We start from the raw sequence: 18,393 nt of genomic DNA on the forward strand, positions 1-18,393 counted from the left end.
ACGCCTCCTACGAGTCAGTGCTCGGAGTGCCGCTGCCGTTGAGATAGGTTTTGTAGAGCTGGATGATCTGTGGGCCGGAATCGGTGGACGGCGTCGGGCCAGGTACGTTGTCGCCCTCACACTCCTGGACGAACTGGCCAAAGATGATCGACTCCGAACCACCGCCGTTCACCGGTTGCAGGACGAAATAGCAGCCGAACCCCAGGACCGGAATCGACGTCGAGCCGCTCAGTTTCCCGGCGCAATCGCCAATCACGATCTTCAGCATCCGGCGCTCGAAAACCCCGTTGCTTTCACAACCGCTGGCGCCCCCCGCCACACAGGCGGCGACCTGGGCCCGCCAGTCGTTGTAGTCCTGTATCGCCTCGCCGCCTGCCGAGAGATCGCCGTTGCTCGAGGTGATGGACTGGCCTTTGTATTGCGCCTGGGAGAGCGAATCGTTGTAGGTGATCGCCGGGGTGCCTGAGGACGTGACCAGGTCCGGTGGGTAGTCCGAAGAACTGACCGGGCCGTTGTAGATACCGAAGCGCGTATTCAAACCTTGGGAAGTTGGACCCGCTTTATTACCTGGCGCGGTCTGTACGTTGTCGCCAACACTGCGGCAGACCGAGCCACCGCCGGCCAGATCCTCGCGGACTGCACTGCCACCTGAGCCGAAATCCAGCAATTGGAAGTTGCCCGGGCCGATGGGCGAGGTGTTTCCCGCCGCCGTCTTCAAGACTTCCAGGTCGCCAAATTGATACCCCCAGAAGTTGCCGGCAGCCGGGTTGTATTGAGTGGGATCGCCACAGACCATCAACGGCGCCAAGTCACAAGGAGAGGTGGGGCTGGGACCTGCGGTGGCAATCGCCGCCACGCGCTTGTTGCCCAAGCCGGCGCTGCCCATCGTTTGCACGAAGCTCCAGAAAAACCCGTTCAGTTGATAACTGGCCACCGACACCCGTACGTACTTGGCATCGGCAGGCCCGGGGTAGGAGAACGGACCGTAGACGCTGCTGGACAGCTCCACCACGGCAAACGCACCCGGGTTGCCGGCGACCGCAGTGGCCAGCTCGGTGTTGCCCAAGGCATTGGCATTTCTGTTGAGCGTGTCCAGGGCTGCCGCGCGGGTAGTGCTGGCCATGTTGATGCCGCCACTCACCTGGCTCAGGGTCTTGGCACCGCCCAAGGCGGCGGCATCCACCGCATTTTGCAGGCGCGTCTTGTTCAGCAGCATGTGCCCGCCATCGAGGGCCAACGCCGCCATCATGGAGATCGCCACCAGGGCAATCACCATCAGTACACTCACCGCCCCTCCCTGGCGCCGGATATTGGCATTCATCATCGAGCCCTCATTTACAACGTTTGAGGATCGGTATCGCCGCGGCCCGCAAGGGCCTGGCATGGAGGGTTTTACTCAGCGGACATTGATCACACTGCTTTCAGTTCCGCGGATCAGCGTGATCGCCCCGCCTTGCGGTTTGGCACTGCGCTGTACCACAGGTTTTGGCTGTGGAGCGGCCATCGCCATGACTGGCGCCGGGGCTGGCGGTGCAACGGCCACGGCCTTCTTCTCCAGGTTCAACGGGTTGCGCAAGGCCAATTGCAGCTTGCCCTCGGTCTGTGCAGTGACCAGCGCTTCCGCTTCGGTGGCCGACATTTCCAGCGTCACCGCCCGCACCACCACCGGCTGGGTCTTGTCGGTGCCCGCCGTCTGATCCACCGCCAGCACCCGCAGGTTTTCCAGGATGGTCCGGGACGTCGCACTGTTGCTGCCGGCGCTGGTGGTCTTGGTGGCCAAGACATCGACCCGGTTGCCCGGCAAGAGGAAGCCGCCCACGCCGACCACATCATCCACGCGTACCGATATGGCGCGTTTGTCCGGCGCAATCAGCGAAGCCAGGGTGCTGCCACCCAAGTGCTCGCTCAGCCGCGCGCCCCGCACGATGTCGCCACGCAAGATGTCGAAGGTGGCGATCTTGCCCACGGCCTGTTCGCTGGCATCGAAGGCGTCGTCCGGGATCGTGTCCATGGGCATACGCACGGTGGTGACCTGCTGGGCCTCGACCATTTGCCCGAAGGGGATTTCCACCGTGGCGACCACCACGCTTCGCAAGTGGTCATCGGGGGTCGCGTTGAGTCGCGCGCTCAACCAGGAGTCGGCCATCCATGCGGCACCAAGGCCCATTACCAGGGAAACGCCTATCAGCGGAAGCGTACGAGAGCTCATGTCGGTATCTCCAGTTCAAAGGAAGTCGAGCTGAACGAAGTAGTTGTGCCAGGCCCATTCCAGCTCTTGCGGCGACAGGGGCCCGGAACCGCCCAGGTAACGCTGGCGGTCGAGCGCCATGTTCAACAGGTCACGGGGATGGCAAGGCACCAGCGGCATGCCTTCGCCTGCATACAGCCGCTGCAACACATAGCGCACCAGCAGCGGGTCATACGGGATGCCCAGGCGTTCGCACTCCTGGCGCCAGATTTGTTCGTATTCCTCAGGCTTGAGGTAGCCGAACTGCACTTTGTAGCCAATGCGCCGCAGGAAGGCCTCGTCGGCCAATTCAAGGGGATTGAGGTTGGTGGAAAACACCAGCACCAGGTCGAACGGCAGCTCGCAATGCCGGCCGCCGCCCAGGTTGATGAAGTCGCGCTTTTCCTCCATGGGCACGATCCAGCGATTGAGCAACTCGGCTGGAGCCATGCGCTGGCGGCCCATGTCATCAATGATGAACAGGCCGTTGCTGGCCTTGAGCTGCAACGCCGCCTGGTATTGCCGGGTGAAAGGGTCGTAGCGCACGTCCAGCTGTTCCATGTTCAGCTCGCCGCCGGTGATGACGATCGGGCGTTTGCAGCACAGCAGCCGGCGGTCGATGCCTTCGTTGAGCATCAGGTTGTTCGATTGGCCGTTGTCATCCAGGCGCTGGTGCACCTGCGGGTCGTAGATCTCGATCACCGACTCGTTGATGACGATGGCATGGGGCACCCAGATGGCCTCGGCGAACAGCCGGATCAATCGGCTGCTGACGTAGGTTTTTCCCGTGCCCGCCGGGCCGTAGATCATGATTGCCCGCCCGGAATTCAGGGCGACGCCCAACTGGTCGAGCATGCCTTGGCTCAGTACCAGGCCGGCCAGGGCCTGGTGCATGTCCTTGGCGGTGATGCGACCATGGTGAATGGTCTGGATCTTGATCAGCGAGCGATAGGTGCTCACCGGGAATGGCGCTGCGCCGATGTAGCCGCTGCGGGCCAGGGCGTCACGCGCCGAACTGCGGCCGCGCTCGGTCAGGCCATAACGCAGCGTCTGCCCGCCCGCTTGCCCCAACTGGCCCAGCACTTCGACGCGACCGTCCTTGCGCAGGAACGCCAGGACTTCTTCCAGCACCGCGCCGGTCAGGGCCAGGCGCTCTACCAGCCGCGTCATGTCCAGCACACCGGCGTCGTGCAGATGCTTGCACACCAGCTCACCGAGGAAACTGTCGCTCAGGCCGGTGTCGCGAATGGTGCAGGGCTGTGGCGCCAGGCGTTGTACCGCTTCCCGTTCGCTGGGGTAGGCATCGCTATCGTTGATGACGTGCATGACTAGACTCCCCAGCCGCCGGCAACAAGTTGCCAGTAGACGCTGTTCAAAGTGCCGATCAGGATCGCAATCGAATAAGGAAAGGGTTTGCCGGCCACTTCATCGGAAGTCGGCGCCAGATAGGACTGGGCTCGCACAATCAGCCAGTAGCGCCCCAGGGTCTGGAGCAGTTGGCCACGGGCCAGGACGATCAGGAAACCGCACACACCGCCGGCGATCAGGCTGAACAGCGCCGCCCACAGTGCGTAATGAAAAGGCAGGAAGCTGCCGACCATGGTCATCAGCTTGACGTCACCGGCGGCCATGCCACCGACCGCATACATGGGCAGGAACAACCCGAAACAGATCAGCATGCCCAACAGGCTGTCGCCCAGGCCGCCGAACCCACCGGTATAAACCTGGCCGGCCAACCCCAGGGCAAGGCCCAACAGGACCAGCGTGTTGGGGATGCGGTGGCGACGCAGATCGCTCACCACCGCCACACCCAGCAGTCCTACCAGCAGTACCGTCGACACCAGCAATTCCATGGACATGATGCGTCTCCCTAGTGTGGTTATTGTTAGCAGGCGACGTTGCCATTGGCGGCTTGGCACAGCGCCCGGATCTTGGTATCCACGACACCGCCCAGAAGGACAAATGCGGCGGCTACCAGCACCGTGATCAAGCCACCCGCCACCGCGTATTCAACAATGGTCAGGCCGTCTTCATCTTTGGCGAACTTGCTGATCGAAGTTTTTATTGTCTGGAAAGTCATTTCATGAACCTCACGCTGATAAGAAGTACTGCTAAAAACCTGGTGGGAGGGGACAGCGCGAAGTCCATTTGATTTATTCGTTGTACTCACTGCAAAAGAGTCGCAAGCGGTTATTCCTTGAGAGTGACCGTGTCCCCTTCACTGCAAGTTACCGCTGTCAGCAGGCAACGTTGCCGTTGACCGCCTGGCACAGTGCACGGATTTTGGTATTCACGGCACCGCCCAGAAGAACGAAGGCTGCCGCCACCAATACGGTGATCAATCCACCGGCCACGGCGTATTCCACAATGGTCAGGCCGTCTTCATCTTTGGCGAACTTCAGTACCGAAGCTTTGATTGTTTGAAGAGTCATTTCGCACACCTCATCGGGATTGTTTTCTCAAGGGGCAGTGCATTGCGAACTGCCTGATGCAACCCTAGTCAGCAGGTGGTCATAGCCGTTAGGAGGATTTTGCACATCGCTAGGATTTTTTTGCGGGGATGGAAAAGGCGCCAGGGGTCGGGAAATCCATCCGTGCCGCAGCGCAAACGGGCGCTCGCCAGCATCCCGTGACGGGGGGTGGCGCTAAAAGATCGAATTTTTATAAAAAATTATTCGGCGAAGTGATGGCACAGTGACAATACTGCTAGCTAAAGGGCAGAAAGAACCTGTGAGTAGTCGTCCTATGACGTTCAATCCGACTGGAAAGCCAAAGCTGTTATGGTTCGATCTGACCCATGATCGGTCCACCAAGGAACTCGCCTCCCAGTTTCAGGACACGTGCGACTGCACGCTGGCAAAAAACGCCATGCTGCCCAGCGGGGAACAGGTCGACATGATCTGCATCCACTTCGATCGCCCGGACACGCCAGGCTTGCGGCGCCTGCTGGAGATCAAGCGAACCGTTCCGACCATCCCCATCACCATGTTCACCGTGCAGCACTCCGAAGAACTGGCGGTGTGGGCCATGCGCTCCAGCGTCTGGGAATACATGGTGCTGCCCCTGACTGCCGCCGAGAGAAAGCGCTACCTGACAGCCGTGGTGCAACTGTGCGAGCTGCGCCGCAATACCCATGGCCGGGGAAAGACCTCGCAGATCGACCACTCCCCGACCCTGCCGGACAGCATTCGCCTGACCTCCGGGCACCAGAAGCACCAGGCCCTCAGCCACATCATGCTGTACATCGACCAGCATTTTCGCGAAAGCATCGATCAGCGCGATCTGGCCAAGCGTTGCGGCATGACGACATTTCGCTTCAGCCGGGTGTTCAAGGAAGCCAATGGGCTCGGCTTCACCGACTACGTGCTGAACAAACGCATGAGCTTTGCCAAGGAACTGCTCGACAACAGCCAGATGCCCATCACCAGCATCGGTTATGAGGCTGGCTTCAAGGACCCGTCCTACTTCGCCCGCGCCTTCAAGCAATACGCCAGTTGCACCCCCAGTGAATACCGTCTCGCGTACCAGATGCGCAGCGCCAGTCCTGCACCGGCGCCTGCGGATGAGGCAGCTCTGGAAGCAATTGAAAACCTGGTGCACAGCCTGGAAGGATGAAAGCGCTCCTCACGCTCTTTGCTCTCGTTGCCCCCTGCAACCTGTATCCAAATAATAAAATCCGCACCCCGTCAGATTAGAAAAAAACAATCCACTTCCAATATTTACGGCACATGGACTGCCAAGCTGAAACAACATGAATCATCATGTCGCTATCGGTAATTCTTTTTAGACTGAAATAAACTCTATCAGCCTTGCATAATGCCGGCCGTTTCCAAATGGACTAACGGGCTTCGTCCGTAGACCGCTCCAGATACAGCGGAGCGAGTTCTCTAGTTTCCAAGCCTCATCCAACAATCAAATAGAGCGCTGATGGGTATATGAAGGCAATCAGTTTAGTGAGCGCGCAAAAGTTGAGCTTGGTGAGTCTCGACGAATTCAAAATCCTACCCGCCGACGGTGTAGAAATAGACATTGTACTGTCCGGTATTTGCGGAACAGATTTGGCGGTGTTGTCCGGGCGTGAAGAAGGACAGATGGGCATCGTGCGTGGTCACGAAGCCGTTGGCGTCGTTGTCAATGTCGGGGCAGGTGTTACACGCCTGCGTAAAGGCATGCGTGTGGTTGTAGACCCCAACGAATATTGTGGTAACTGTGAACACTGCAACTCAGCTAAAACCCATCTCTGTAGCGGCGGTTCAAATGCGGGCTTGAACATTGCCGGTGTCAACAAGCACGGCACATTTGCAGAGCGTTTCGTCACACACGAGCGTTTTGTGCATGACATCCCGGACGATATGAGCTGGGAGACAGCCGTCCTGATCGAACCCGTAGCGTGTATTTTGAACAACATCGAGCAAGCGTCCATCAAGGCGGGGGAACGCGTATTGCTTCTCGGCTCGGGCCCGATGAGCCTGGTCGCGCAAATACTTTTGCGTGCCATGGGTATCCATACATGTGCGACCGATTTGAATACCTTTCGAATTGAATTCGGACAATCCCTGGGTTTGGACATAGTGCGCCCTGAGGAACTTGAGTGCCCTGGGCAAGGTCACGAAAAGTTTGATGTGGTCATCGATACCGTTGGCAATCAGCTCGAGACAGCCGCCAGCAGGGTCGACCGGGGTGGTCGGATTGTCCTGTTCGGATTTAACGGAAATTATGAATATCCGCTTCCGGTAAAACACTTTCTGGTCAATGCCATCAGCATCGTTGCAGCGGGCGAATACAATCAACATTTTCCCCAAGCGCTGCGTCTGGCTCATAGGCTTCCTGAACTTGGAAAGCTAGTCACCCATCGTTATCCACTTGAGGCGTATTCAACAGCATTCGATAGCTTGTTGAATGATCCTTCCGCACCCACGGTAAAAAGCGTTTTCACCCCCAACCCCAAACACCTGTCACGCTAAATCTCACACATATTCCAAGTGAATCCTCTATGAAAGTTACTGTATTCAGTCAAGTCTCCATTGACGGCAAACTGACGCTCGGCAATGAAGCCTCCAGCAAACCGCTTTTTCAGCACTTCGACGATGAAGACATGCGCTTCATCCACAAATTCCGTGGCGAAGTGGATGCCATTATGGTCGGCCGTAACACGATCATCACCGACGATCCCCAATTGACCAATCGCTACGGGAGCGGTCGCAACCCTGTTCGTATCATTCCGACAACATCACTGAACTTTCCAGCGTCCGCAAAAATTCTAAGTTCTCCCGAGCGAACGATCATCGCGACCACAGAGCTGGCTCGTGACCACGAGATGATCGAGCAAATCCGCGCCCATGGTAAAGAGGTACTTTTTGCAGGCAGCGCACGAGTCGACTTCAAACAGCTTTTCCCGATGCTGGAAGCCCGCGGAATAAACCACATCATGGTCGAGGGTGGCGGCCAACTGAATTGGCAGGTATTCAATCTCGACTTAGTCGACGAAATCATGCTCATGCAGCTACCCATCATTATTGGTGGATCAGACACCACTACGCTAATAGATGGTGAAGGCTTCCAAGATATTGAAATGACTAAATCATTCAAACTGCATGAGTTCGAAGCACGTTCGCACTATAACTTCCTGCATTTCAAGCGCGACCCCAAACAGCAGCGTACGCACTGATGACTGCCATTCAAGGGTTCATCTTTGATATGGACGGCGTTCTGGTCGACAGTGAGCCGGTCTATATGAAACAGGAAAGGCACTCTTATGCGCGCTACGGCGTGATGCTCAATGAAACAGAACTGTCGCGTTTTGTAGGAACCACCCAGCGTCATATGTGGAACGCCATCAAGACTGAATATGGGCTGGCACAGTCTCTGGATTGTCTTATGGCGGAGCATCACCAGCAGCTGGTGGACGCACTGAATTCAGAGCCCCTGCCCCCCATGCCAGGCGTGACGCAACTTCTCGGCACATTAAATAAAGCAGGAATACCCTGCGCAGTGGCCTCTTCTTCGCCACGAGAACTGGTTGAAATCGTTTTGCGCAAAGCGGGCTTACACATTTTCTTTACTGAGATTGTTTGTGGCGATGATATCGAACATAGCAAGCCCGACCCCGCTATTTTTCTCATGGCCGCTAAGCGCTTGGGCATCGCGCCCTCGTCCTGTGTAGTGATTGAAGACTCCGCCCATGGTGTGGCTGCGGCAAAAGCCGCAACGATGTTCTGTATTGGCTTGCTTAACCCCAATTCGGGACAGCAGGACCTGAGCGCAGCGAATTTTCGTGCTCACCACCACGGTGAAATAACCCATTGGTTTTCCGAGCAATAAGAAGATGAAAACACTGAATACGTCAGACTGGACCTGGATTAATGCGCCAGGGCACTCCTCCATCAGTGACCGTGAAATAATTATTCACACCACCCCCGACACCGATTTCTGGCAAGGCACTTATTACGGCCTGGAGTATGACAACGCACCCGCCATTGTCGTTGCAAGCAAGGAACAATATTGGACATTGAAAGCCAAAGTGGCTTTTGCCTCATGCACCTACTTCGACCAATGCGGCCTGTTTATTTACCAGGATAAAAATAATTGGATGAAAAGCGGCATCGAGTATCAGAGCAACGGCTTTCAGCAACTATTTTCTGTCGTGACAAATAATGGGTATTCGGACTGGTCCATGGTTAATTTCGATCGCACCACACAGACCATGTATTACCGACTGAGCCGAAGAGGCAGCGACTTTCTCCTTGAAAACTCGATTGACGGGACGAATTTCAGCATGATGCGCATGTTTCACATGTTTCATGCAGAAGAACTTGTTCAATTCGGATTTTTTGCCAGCAGCCCGGGCGACTCTTCTTTTGCCGCGCACTTCTCACAGATTGAATGGACAGAATGCTGCTGGAAAGAGCACGGCGCCCCTCGCTTCTAATCTCAAGAGTTTCTACATCATGCTGTCTCCGCCCAACCCTAATCGCCGCGCGCTTTACGCTTGTTATGCAGCCATGATGTGTTTGGCCATGGCACTCAACTTTCTGCCGGTCTACCTGACAACGTTCAGTGATGCCTTTGGCCCCTCGTCAGGGCTGACAACGGAGCAACTGGGGCGAATTCCCGCCGTGATGTTTCTCAGTTTTATAATGGCAATTTTGATCACCGGGCCATTGGCAGACAGAGGCAACGCCAAACTGATTATCCTCCTTGGGCTGATGATCACTCTATCAGGCTTGGGCCTTGTGGCTTTCTCACCGTCCTACACCTGTCTGCTGTCTGCTGTTGCCGTAATGGGGTTTGGTGCAGGCGTGCTGGATATGATCCTCAGCCCCATTGTCGCAGCCCTGCAACCCGAACGCCGAAGCGCCGCCATGAACTGGCTGCATTCGTATTTCTGCATCGGGGCTGTAAGTGCTGTGCTGATCGCAAGCATCGCGTTGAAATGGGACATTTCCTGGCGCCTGGTTGCCCTGGGTTTGATCCTTGCGCCGCTGGCAACCTTTCTATTGTTTATACGATTAACCTTACCGCCCTTGATACAGGAACACGTGCAGCGTGAATCCATGCCCGCGCTTATCAAGCAGCCTTATTTCATCGCCTGCATGGTTGCTATCTTTCTAGGTGGGGCAACAGAAGTGGGACTGTCCCAATGGCTACCCGCCTTCGCTGAACAAGGATTGGGTTATTCAAAAGAAGTGGGGGGCTTTGCCCTCGCCGGCTTCTCCGTTGGTATGGCACTCGGGCGCATTGCCGCTGCCCTGCTGCAAGAACGGATACCCGCCATTTCATTGATGCTGGGATGCTGTGCCGTTACTGTCGTCCTGTTTTTCGTGATCAGCTTTGCACCGAGCCCTGCAATGGCGTTAACCGCAGCCATCGCCGCAGGGTTCTCAGGCAGTTGCCTATGGCCAACGATGCTTGCCATTACTGCTGACGCGTACCCCCAAGGTGGCGCAACGATGTTTTCTGTACTGACCGCCTCCGGTAATGCCGGGTGCAGCCTGATTCCATGGCTAGTAGGGGTTATTTCAGCACATTCGGATCTGCACATCGGTTTACTGGCGGTCACTCTCTGCCCCGCCGCCATGATGCTATTACTCGTATGGATGTCTCGCTGGCCATACAAGCCTCCCCACCCATGCCGGAATTAGACCGGCCCCATGGCCGGGGAGTGACCTCGTCGATCGACCACTCCCCGACCCTGCCGGACAGACACCCTGGCTCACGGGGCGAGCTTTCTTCTCTCGATAGGAATGGACAGGACGATGCTGGTACGCGTCTCTCCATACGCATTGATTTTCGCAATAATGTCTTCGATCTCAGCCATGGATCTGGCGTAGATCCGGATCAGGTAGGAGTCGTTTCCCGTGATGTGCAGGCACTCAACGACTTCGGGTATGTCGGTGAGCGTCGCGATCAGTTTGGATTTCGCCGGCTTGAGGGTGGTGATGCCGACGACAGCCGATATGCCGTACCCCAGTTTGGTGGGATCTAACTGAGCGCAATAGCCCTTGATGACCCCTGAGTCTTCAAGTTTGCGCAACCTGTCATTGGTGGCAGGAATAGAAAGCCCCGCGTGCTTGGAAAGCTCTGTGATGGAAATGCGACCACAGTCCTGTACCTTACCCAGGATTTTGACGTCTATACGATCCATGTGCGTTTTCCCCGGTTAAAAGTATAAATTTTAATGAAAAGCCCGCGTTTTTCATTAAAAAAAGCATGCACCAAAATAAAGCAGGACGCTAGTCTATTTCCAGCCTGAAAACCTGAGGGCAATCAATAGCCCTGCTCTTTAGCGTGACGCACTCATAATAAAATATTCTCTCCAGGGATGGTGTTCGCATGGAAGATGAAAAGATAAAGTGTGAAAAAAAGACTCACCCGCTCATTCAGCACATTGGCACGCAAGTCCTAAGTCTCCAGCATTTCAAGAAAGATCAGATCGTGATGTACCTGATGGGCGTCAGTTTTTTTTCGCTGGGCGCCAAGTGCTTCATCATCAGTCAACTGGGCACTGACCCTCTAGACGTCTTGATTATCTCGATCGATAAAATACTTATGCTGGGCATGGGTGTTTGTTCGGCTATCGTGTCGCTGTTCTTCCTGACTTGGTGGATGCTCTGGAACAAGAAATATCCCCCGATAAGCCCCTTTATTACAACCACGCTGACTGGGCTGTTGATCGATCTCTGGTCCTGGCTGGGGCTCGGAGAATATTTGATTGCCCGAATGAATGACTACTCATTATTGGCGGCGGGGCTATTGCTGTGTGCCTATTCATCCGCATTGATCATCATGAGCGGTATTGGTATCAGGATCATGGACTTGGTGGTACTGACCATGGTATCCAGATGGAACTGGTCATTCACCAAAGCCAAAATGATCATTGAAATCGGCATCTTTTCGAGCGGCTGGCTCTTAGGCGGGCCCTTCGGTATAGGAACGATTGCATTCCTGTTAGTGATCGGTCCACTTATTCAACCGTTCATGAACATGAATACCAAGCGCTTTGCACTTAAAAACTATGGATTGATGAGCGCTTCATCCGCTTACTGATAAAAAACATGACTGCCCTATAGGGCGGCAGGATTGCTTCGCCTCGACTTTTTAAACCGATGCTATCGAAAGCAACTTCCGTGATGAGGAGTGAGATATGGACACTACAAAAAACAAGAACTGGACCTTGGAAAGCAGCCCGGCAAAACTGGAAGAAATACTCCCCGGGGGCGTCGTCAAGTGTCATCTTTCCCCACGAAACTGTGTCATACAGGAAGGCAAGGTAGGTTTTTGCAAAGTGCGCGGAAACCGAGGCGGCAGACTCGTTACATTGAACTATGGCAAAGGCGTTCACAGCACAGAAGAAACGATAGAAACCGAAGCCGTTTTCCACTTTGCCCCTGGAGAGCGGATCCTGTCCCTAGGCAATATCGGCTGCATGCTCAACTGCGGTTATTGTCACAACTGGAAAACCTCGCAAGCCAAGTACGTCACCGACAAAGACGTTTACTACTACACCCCTGAGCAGGTTGTGGAGACCGCACTCAAGCACGGAATACGCGTCATTTCCTGGACGTATAACGATCCGGTTGTCTGGCATGAATTCATTCTCGACACGGCAAAGTTGGCCAAGGAAGCGGGCCTGATCAACCTGTATAAATCGGCGTTCTTCATCAGTGAAGAAGCCATTGATGAATTATTGCCAGTCATCGATATTTTCTCGATTTCGCTGAAATCCATTTCCCCGGAATACTACCGCAAGGTCACGACAGGCTGGGTAGAGCCAGTCCTCGCCGGCATAAAGAAAGTCTATGACGCTGGCAAATATGTCGAGGTCAGCACCTTGATGGTGACCGACATCAGCGACGACGAGGAAACCGCCAGGAAGATCAGCCAATGGGTCCTGGATGAACTGGGCCCGAATGTACCGCTGCACTTCGTCAGGTTCCACCCCGATTACAAAATGAGCAACAGCATCCGCACCCCTGTGGACCGTCTGCTGAAGGCTCGGGACGTTGCTCGGAGCATGGGCGTTGAGCATGTCTACCTGGGCAACGTGAATGACATCGAGGGAACCAATACCAGCTGCAACAACTGTAACGCCCTGCTCGTCACCCGCTATGGCTTGAACGCTGAAATCATCGGGCTGGACAGCAAAGGGTGCTGCTCTCAATGCGGGCACGACGCGCATTTCAAATTACTCGGCGAGCATCAGGCGAACGCCCCTGTCGAGCTGCGAGAGGACGCGCTGAGCGCTTACGAGAAACGCAAGTTCGAGTGGCATGGGGATATCGTATCGCTGCATGCCCAAGTGCTGAATACCGAAGATTTCGAACAGACCGTCTACCTGCGGCGCAATTATACGGACGGGCACAACAGCGATTGGAAATCACTGACGCTGCGGCCGCATGAAAGCTATCGATTCATTATTGCCAAGGCACGCATCGATGAAACCGGTCCTGAGGTCTGGCTTCCCAACGGCGTGAACTCGAACCTTCATGAAGTATTCGACAGGGCTCACTTCCCGACGGAGTCGATTGAAGAGATTGGTATTTCGCAAAATGACATCACCCCGACCATTGGTTATGAGGGCAAGCAGAACATGTATGAACAGGTCATCAAACTGGTCAGCCAAGCATGAAAGTGTCTACTGAAATACTTCATATCAAGGTCGATGACCGGGACGCTCGCCCTTCGGTAACGCCCATTTATCAGTGCAGTGCTTTCAGCGCTGACTCAGCCTTCTTCTACTCAAGGAAGGCCAATCCCAATGTGACTGAATTGGAGCAGGTCGTCGCCTCCCTGGAGGGCAGCGAATATGCCCTGGCCTACAGCACCGGGATGAGCGCCATCTACATGGTGTTGGAACTGTTGAAACCGGGTGCCTCGCTGGTCATCAACAAATACATCTATGGCTGCTCTTATAAACTGTTCCAGCGGTATGCGGCACGCATTGGCGCAGACCTGACGATTCTGGATCTGACCACGGCAGACGGGTTGAAGGCATTGCCGGCGAACGTCGACATGGTCATTTTCGAAACACCGACCAATCCGTTCCTCAAAGACATTGATATTCATGCGGTCAGCAGGGCCGTCAAGCAAATCAACCCGCAGGCGCTGGTGGTCGTTGACAATACCTGGGCCACGCCGATATTCCAGAAGCCGTTGAATTTTGGCGCCGACATTTCCCTATACAGCGCAACCAAATACTTCTCTGGGCATAGCGATGTCATGGGCGGCCTGGTTCTGGTCAACAACGAGAAGATTTATAACCGTCTCCTTGAAGGCCGCTTTTATTCGGGCACGATATTAACCCCCAATAGCGCATGGCTGCTTCGCAGAAGCATGCAGACATTCAACCTGCGCATGGAGAAACACAGCCAGACGACATCCAGCATGCTCAACTATCTGCGCGAGCTGCCGTTTATTGAGCATGTCTATTACCCACGCGTGGATGGCAAACAGCTGACCGGTTATGGCGGCATTGTGTTTGTTGATATTCGGCCGGATCTGGTGCCCTTTTACAAAACGTTCACCAGCGCGCTCAAGTGGTTTGGCACAGGCACCGGGATGGCCTGCGTGACCTCTATGGTTGCCCAACCCTTCAGTGGCAGCCATGCCTCGATGACGGATCAGGAAAAAGCGGACATGGGCATCGAGAAAGGCTTGGTTCGATTGTGCTTTGGCCTGGAAGACCTGGAAGACCTCAAGGAAGACCTGCTGCAGGCATTCGAAGCCATGGAGAGCAAGGTCGATCAAGAAAGCTCACTCGATCCTGCGTAGCGGGCGTTGATCAGAGCAACGGGCCTTCAATGGCTCGTTGCTTTTTTATGGAGAAGCGAAAGTGTCCAGCGCATTCGAAAACACGATATTCGACGACCCCATCCTGAACGTCATCCACCTACTGAACTCGATTGCCCAAGAAAACCCGGAGGCCATTTCACTGGCCTCCGGTCGCCCCGATGATAAACAGTGCGACCCTTCGCTCATCGACAGGGGCCTGGCCCACTACAAAAATCACGTTGCCGGCACCGACCAGTCACTTGCGACGCTGCTTTGCCAATACGGAAAAACCTCTGGAATCATCAATGAAATAATCGCCACCTATTTGCAGGTGGATGAAGCAATCAACGTTTCCAACCCTGAAAGCATTGTGGTGTGCATGGGTTTTCAAGAAGCCTGCACCTTGACGCTCCTGTCGATTTTTGAAGGCAGTGGGGTTTTATTGGTACCTGACCCAGTGTTTTCCGGGATCACGGGGATCGCAAAACTGCTGGGTATAAAAATAGTCCCTGTGCCCATGACGGTCTTTCTTGATCCGATCGCCCTGCGCAGGCTCATTGAAGCGCTGGAATCCAGAGGTGAAAGAATCAAGGCACTCTATGCGATTCCAGATTTCAGCAATCCTACCGCCGACAGCCTTTCCCATGACGACAGGAGAGCCATGCTCTCCTTGGCCAATGAAAAGAACTTTTTCATCCTCGAAGACACGGCCTACCGTTACTTCAGGTACGAAGGCGCTGCCATTGCGTCCATGAAGTCCGTCGACAGCCGTCGGGTGTTCTTGCTGGGCTCCTTTGCCAAATCGATTTTCCCGGGCTTGCGCATGGGCTATGTGGTCGCCCCTGAGGGCACTGGGGTCATGTCCTTCAGCGGCCGATTGTGCAAGGCCAAAAGCCTGATCACGGTGAATACCCCGGCGGTGTGCCAAGCGGTTGTCGCAGGCTTGCTAATCGAGCACAACTACTCGTTGAAAGGGCTGAACCAACCCAGGGTGTTGTCTTATACAAAGAAAAGAAATCACATGCTTGAATGCCTTGAGCGCGAATTTCCACTCAAGGTCGGCGCTCAAAGAGCGGTCAGCTGGAATCATCCGGCAGGCGGCTTCTTCATCAATATGCAGCTGCCTTTCGTCTTTGGATATTCTGAGATGCGCGAATGCGCCAGGCTGTTCAAGGTGATTGTATTTCCCACCAGCTTGTTTTCGCTGATGAATGAGGCGGCCACCCAGGTCAGGCTGTCGTTCAGCAATGCAACCACCTCGCAAATCACCCAAGCGATAGGCCGTTTCAGGGCATACGTCGAGTTCAGGCTGCAGTAAACGTCCTGCGTACACCAAGGCTTATACATCGCTCAGCGAAGGATAAGCCCTGTATGAGTTCCCGATCAGGTAGCCGCGGCCAGCATGACGCCAGTGGCGACCTGGTAGGCCCCCAGGATGGTGATGGTTGCCCCTGAAAAGTAGTTGATCAGCCTTAGCTTTGATTCGGCAATCCGCGCCTTGAAAATGGAGGAGAACCCACTCAACCCCAGCCACCAGGCAGCCGAGCCCAGGAAGATACCGGTCACCATAGGCAGCAAGGCGTGCTGGCCGCCTTGGTCACCGGCCATGCCATCACTCAACGCAGCAAATATCGCGATAAACGACAAGATGGTCATGGGGTTCGACAGGGTCAGGAACAGCGTCGTGGAGTAGGCTTTGAACATATTGGCCCGCTCACCCGCCATGGCCGTCGCGCCACCCTTCGATCGTATTGTCTGATAACCAATGTAGGCGAGGAACAACCCACCAAAAATACACAACCAGGGTTTAAAGCTGATGAGCGTCGCAATGATGGCCGTGACACCCAGGGCACCGATGAATCCATAGATCGAATCGGCTGTGGCCGCGCCCAATCCCGTCGCGAAACCGGCTCTCCACCCAAGCATCAGACTTCGCTGTATGCACAGCAACCCAATGGGTCCTACAGGGGCTGCAATGCACAGCCCAATGACCATCGATTTAACGAAAATCAGCATAAATGCATCTCCAGAAGGGGTACTGGAAGGTTAGGAGAAGTGCATTTCTTTAGGAATGAACTATTAATCTTCCTAAGCGTTTTTCCTTAAGTTTTGCAGGAAGTAGCCTCACTCCCCCTTCAATATTAAGGAAAATCGCCGCCATCCCCCTCAGACAACGCAAATCGCTGGTTAAAGCCCCCTAAGCGCCGGATACATAACCTTGAGCGTTGAAATGGTTTTTTTACGCGCATAAAAAAACGCCGCTCGAATGAGCGGCGTTTTTTTGAATTTGGAGCGGGAAACGAGACTCGAACTCGCGACCCCGACCTTGGCAAGGTCGTGCTCTACCAACTGAGCTATTCCCGCAAATGGCGTCCCCTAGGGGACTCGAACCCCTGTTACCGCCGTGAAAGGGCGGTGTCCTAGGCCACTAGACGAAGGGGACACGCTGCCCGGAACACATGGTGTGTGTTCCAGTGCCCAGATCCGCCTCCGAAGAGTGGGTTCTGGTTTCACTCAGCCCTGCCCGAAAGCAACGCTGTTTAAAATTGGAGCGGGAAACGAGACTCGAACTCGCGACCCCGACCTTGGCAAGGTCGTGCTCTACCAACTGAGCTATTCCCGCATTGGCGTCCCCTAGGGGACTCGAACCCCTGTTACCGCCGTGAAAGGGCGGTGTCCTAGGCCACTAGACGAAGGGGACACACGTACAACATTCACTGCTTATAGCGTTTGGCTGAGTGCTTTACGCTGTAAGTGGCGCGCATTCTATGGATGGATTGAAGGGTCGTCAACCCCCAGATATAAATTTATTTAAATCAATGACTTCGCCCGGTTTGGGAGCGATCCTGGCATTTTGCCCGCCCGGTCTCTGACGCCTATATTCTGTCACCCGCCGAGACGCTATAGTCGCGCCCGGCAAATGATGGCAATGTGCACCCACCCGGTTATGCTTCCTATAAACAGCACGACGCCCGTCTAATCGCGTCGCTCGGGCCTATGCGCTTAAAAGCCAAGCCACTACACTCATGACATGCGTACCACAATAAAGAGGTCTTACCGGTGACACCACTCATGATCACCCTGCTCGTCGTAGCCGGGATCGCCCTGTTGATCGCCATTGGCTACATGAACCACGTGGTGGAAAACAACAAGCTGGAAAAGGCCCGCACCAAGGTAGAACTCAACGACCGCATGCGTCGCTGTGGCGAGCTCACCGAAACCTTCCCCGGGCAGTTGATGACCCCTGCCCTGAAGTTGTTGATGACGCGCCTGGAGATGAACGTCTGCCAGCGCTTGCTGAACCTGGATAAAACCAATTCCGCGGTCAAGGCACGCCTGGACGAGTTGAGCGCACTGGCCGCCCAGGGTGAATCGATCCCGGTGAACAATCCACCGGCACCGATCCAGACCGAAGCCAAGGCCAAGGACGTACGGTTTCTGCTCGAGGCCTTGCACGGCCAGATCACCCGCGCCGCCCAGGACGGTTTCCTGCCGCCTAACGAAGCCAAGCGCTGGATTCGCGAAGTGCGACACATCCTGGTGCTGCTGCACATCGAGTTCTTCAACAACCTCGGCCAGCATGCGCTGCAGCAAGAACAACCCGGGCAAGCCCGCCTGGCCTTCGAGCGCGGCGTGCAGTACCTGCGCAAGCAACAGGAACCCCAGGTCTACGCCGAACAACTGGCCTACCTGGAAAAACTCCTGGCCCGTGCCAATGCCCAGGTACTGGCCAGCACCCAGCCGGTCGAAGGCGAGGTCAACCAGTTGACCGAAGGGCTGAAGGACGCGGAAGTAAACGACGAGTGGAAGAAGAAGAAGGTTTACGACTGAGGATTCTTTGTCGGATGCAAATCATTTGTGGCGAGGGGATTTATCCCCTCGCCACAAGGGTTTGC

19 protein-coding genes and 4 tRNA genes are annotated in these 18,393 nt (G+C 55.2%); 11 read left to right on the forward strand and 12 right to left on the reverse strand.

Features of this window, described 5'->3' with window-relative positions:
• Positions 1–7: 7 nt before the first annotated feature.
• The 6 genes from Q7F16_RS28080 to Q7F16_RS28105 all read right to left on the reverse strand — a co-directional run bounded on the left by Q7F16_RS28080 (position 8) and on the right by Q7F16_RS28105 (position 4,659).
• Entirely contained in the window at positions 8–1,324 is a 1,317-nt protein-coding gene (locus tag Q7F16_RS28080; protein ID WP_409556050.1) for a TadE/TadG family type IV pilus assembly protein, read from the reverse strand.
• A gap of 72 nt (positions 1,325–1,396) precedes the next feature.
• Positions 1,397–2,209: a Flp pilus assembly protein CpaB gene (cpaB, locus tag Q7F16_RS28085; RefSeq protein WP_046063659.1), complete on the reverse strand. Its 813-nt coding sequence runs from the start codon at positions 2,207–2,209 to the stop codon at positions 1,397–1,399.
• Positions 2,210–2,224: 15 nt separating this feature from the next.
• The gene (locus tag Q7F16_RS28090) at positions 2,225–3,553 is read right to left on the reverse strand and encodes an AAA family ATPase (RefSeq protein ID WP_409556049.1); all 1,329 of its coding nucleotides are present in this window, start codon (positions 3,551–3,553) and stop codon (positions 2,225–2,227) included.
• A gap of 2 nt (positions 3,554–3,555) precedes the next feature.
• Entirely contained in the window at positions 3,556–4,086 is a 531-nt protein-coding gene (locus tag Q7F16_RS28095) for an A24 family peptidase (RefSeq protein ID WP_046063657.1), read from the reverse strand.
• 26 nt (positions 4,087–4,112) lie between these two features.
• Positions 4,113–4,307, reverse strand: a complete 195-nt coding sequence (locus Q7F16_RS28100; protein WP_046063656.1) for a Flp family type IVb pilin — start codon at positions 4,305–4,307, stop codon at positions 4,113–4,115.
• Between the two features lie 157 nt (positions 4,308–4,464).
• On the reverse strand, positions 4,465–4,659 hold the full coding sequence (locus tag Q7F16_RS28105; protein ID WP_008070254.1) for a Flp family type IVb pilin: 195 nt from the start codon (positions 4,657–4,659) through the stop codon (positions 4,465–4,467).
• A 313-nt stretch (positions 4,660–4,972) separates the two neighbouring features.
• Between Q7F16_RS28105 and Q7F16_RS28110 the strand changes: the two genes are divergently transcribed.
• The 6 genes from Q7F16_RS28110 (at position 4,973) to Q7F16_RS28135 (ending at position 10,368) form a co-directional block, all read left to right on the forward strand.
• The gene (locus Q7F16_RS28110; RefSeq protein WP_046063655.1) at positions 4,973–5,842 is read left to right on the forward strand and encodes a response regulator transcription factor; all 870 of its coding nucleotides are present in this window, start codon (positions 4,973–4,975) and stop codon (positions 5,840–5,842) included.
• Positions 5,843–6,162: 320 nt separating this feature from the next.
• Positions 6,163–7,191, forward strand: a complete 1,029-nt coding sequence (locus Q7F16_RS28115; protein WP_409556048.1) for a zinc-dependent alcohol dehydrogenase — start codon at positions 6,163–6,165, stop codon at positions 7,189–7,191.
• 29 nt (positions 7,192–7,220) lie between these two features.
• The gene (locus Q7F16_RS28120; RefSeq protein ID WP_409556047.1) at positions 7,221–7,895 is read left to right on the forward strand and encodes a dihydrofolate reductase family protein; all 675 of its coding nucleotides are present in this window, start codon (positions 7,221–7,223) and stop codon (positions 7,893–7,895) included.
• Positions 7,895–8,548 carry an HAD family hydrolase gene (locus Q7F16_RS28125; RefSeq protein ID WP_409556046.1) on the forward strand — a complete coding sequence of 218 codons (654 nt, stop codon included), beginning with the start codon at positions 7,895–7,897 and terminating at the stop codon, positions 8,546–8,548. Before Q7F16_RS28120 ends, Q7F16_RS28125 begins: the two co-directional genes overlap by 1 nt.
• Positions 8,549–8,552: 4 nt before the next feature.
• Positions 8,553–9,155, forward strand: coding sequence for a DUF1349 domain-containing protein (locus Q7F16_RS28130; RefSeq protein WP_046063651.1), 603 nt, complete (start codon positions 8,553–8,555; stop codon positions 9,153–9,155).
• Positions 9,156–9,174: 19 nt separating this feature from the next.
• Positions 9,175–10,368 (forward strand): MFS transporter, encoded by a 1,194-nt coding sequence (locus tag Q7F16_RS28135; protein WP_409556045.1) that lies wholly within the window; start codon positions 9,175–9,177, stop codon positions 10,366–10,368.
• A 71-nt stretch (positions 10,369–10,439) separates the two neighbouring features.
• Here the strand turns inward: Q7F16_RS28135 and Q7F16_RS28140 are convergent, their stop codons facing one another.
• A complete protein-coding gene (locus Q7F16_RS28140; RefSeq protein WP_003204346.1) occupies positions 10,440–10,871 on the reverse strand; it encodes an Lrp/AsnC family transcriptional regulator in 432 nt (143 codons plus the stop codon).
• Between the two features lie 188 nt (positions 10,872–11,059).
• Between Q7F16_RS28140 and Q7F16_RS28145 the strand changes: the two genes are divergently transcribed.
• The 4 genes from Q7F16_RS28145 to Q7F16_RS28160 all read left to right on the forward strand — a co-directional run bounded on the left by Q7F16_RS28145 (position 11,060) and on the right by Q7F16_RS28160 (position 15,815).
• Positions 11,060–11,773: a YczE/YyaS/YitT family protein gene (locus Q7F16_RS28145; RefSeq protein ID WP_046063649.1), complete on the forward strand. Its 714-nt coding sequence runs from the start codon at positions 11,060–11,062 to the stop codon at positions 11,771–11,773.
• A gap of 97 nt (positions 11,774–11,870) precedes the next feature.
• Complete coding sequence (gene amrS, locus Q7F16_RS28150; protein WP_046063648.1) at positions 11,871–13,355, forward strand: AmmeMemoRadiSam system radical SAM enzyme; 1,485 nt, start codon at positions 11,871–11,873, stop codon at positions 13,353–13,355.
• Positions 13,352–14,497, forward strand: coding sequence for a trans-sulfuration enzyme family protein (locus tag Q7F16_RS28155; protein ID WP_046063647.1), 1,146 nt, complete (start codon positions 13,352–13,354; stop codon positions 14,495–14,497). Before amrS ends, Q7F16_RS28155 begins: the two co-directional genes overlap by 4 nt.
• A 61-nt stretch (positions 14,498–14,558) precedes the next feature.
• Positions 14,559–15,815: an aminotransferase-like domain-containing protein gene (locus Q7F16_RS28160; protein ID WP_046063646.1), complete on the forward strand. Its 1,257-nt coding sequence runs from the start codon at positions 14,559–14,561 to the stop codon at positions 15,813–15,815.
• A gap of 65 nt (positions 15,816–15,880) precedes the next feature.
• Here Q7F16_RS28160 and Q7F16_RS28165 read toward each other — a convergent pair whose 3' ends face one another.
• The 5 genes from Q7F16_RS28165 to Q7F16_RS28185 all read right to left on the reverse strand — a co-directional run bounded on the left by Q7F16_RS28165 (position 15,881) and on the right by Q7F16_RS28185 (position 17,198).
• Positions 15,881–16,513, reverse strand: coding sequence for a LysE family translocator (locus Q7F16_RS28165; protein ID WP_409556044.1), 633 nt, complete (start codon positions 16,511–16,513; stop codon positions 15,881–15,883).
• Between the two features lie 272 nt (positions 16,514–16,785).
• Positions 16,786–16,861, reverse strand: a tRNA-Gly gene (locus tag Q7F16_RS28170).
• A gap of 3 nt (positions 16,862–16,864) precedes the next feature.
• A tRNA-Glu gene (locus Q7F16_RS28175) sits at positions 16,865–16,940 on the reverse strand.
• A gap of 104 nt (positions 16,941–17,044) precedes the next feature.
• Positions 17,045–17,120: transfer RNA gene (locus tag Q7F16_RS28180), tRNA-Gly, on the reverse strand.
• 2 nt (positions 17,121–17,122) lie between these two features.
• Positions 17,123–17,198: transfer RNA gene (locus tag Q7F16_RS28185), tRNA-Glu, on the reverse strand.
• Positions 17,199–17,569: 371 nt separating this feature from the next.
• Here Q7F16_RS28185 and Q7F16_RS28190 point away from each other — a divergent pair.
• The gene (locus Q7F16_RS28190) at positions 17,570–18,328 is read left to right on the forward strand and encodes a hypothetical protein (protein WP_046063644.1); all 759 of its coding nucleotides are present in this window, start codon (positions 17,570–17,572) and stop codon (positions 18,326–18,328) included.
• Positions 18,329–18,393 lie beyond the last annotated feature (65 nt).

Source organism: Pseudomonas sp. Lb2C2 (genome assembly GCF_052112205.1).
GTDB lineage: Bacteria > Pseudomonadota > Gammaproteobacteria > Pseudomonadales > Pseudomonadaceae > Aquipseudomonas > Aquipseudomonas kilonensis.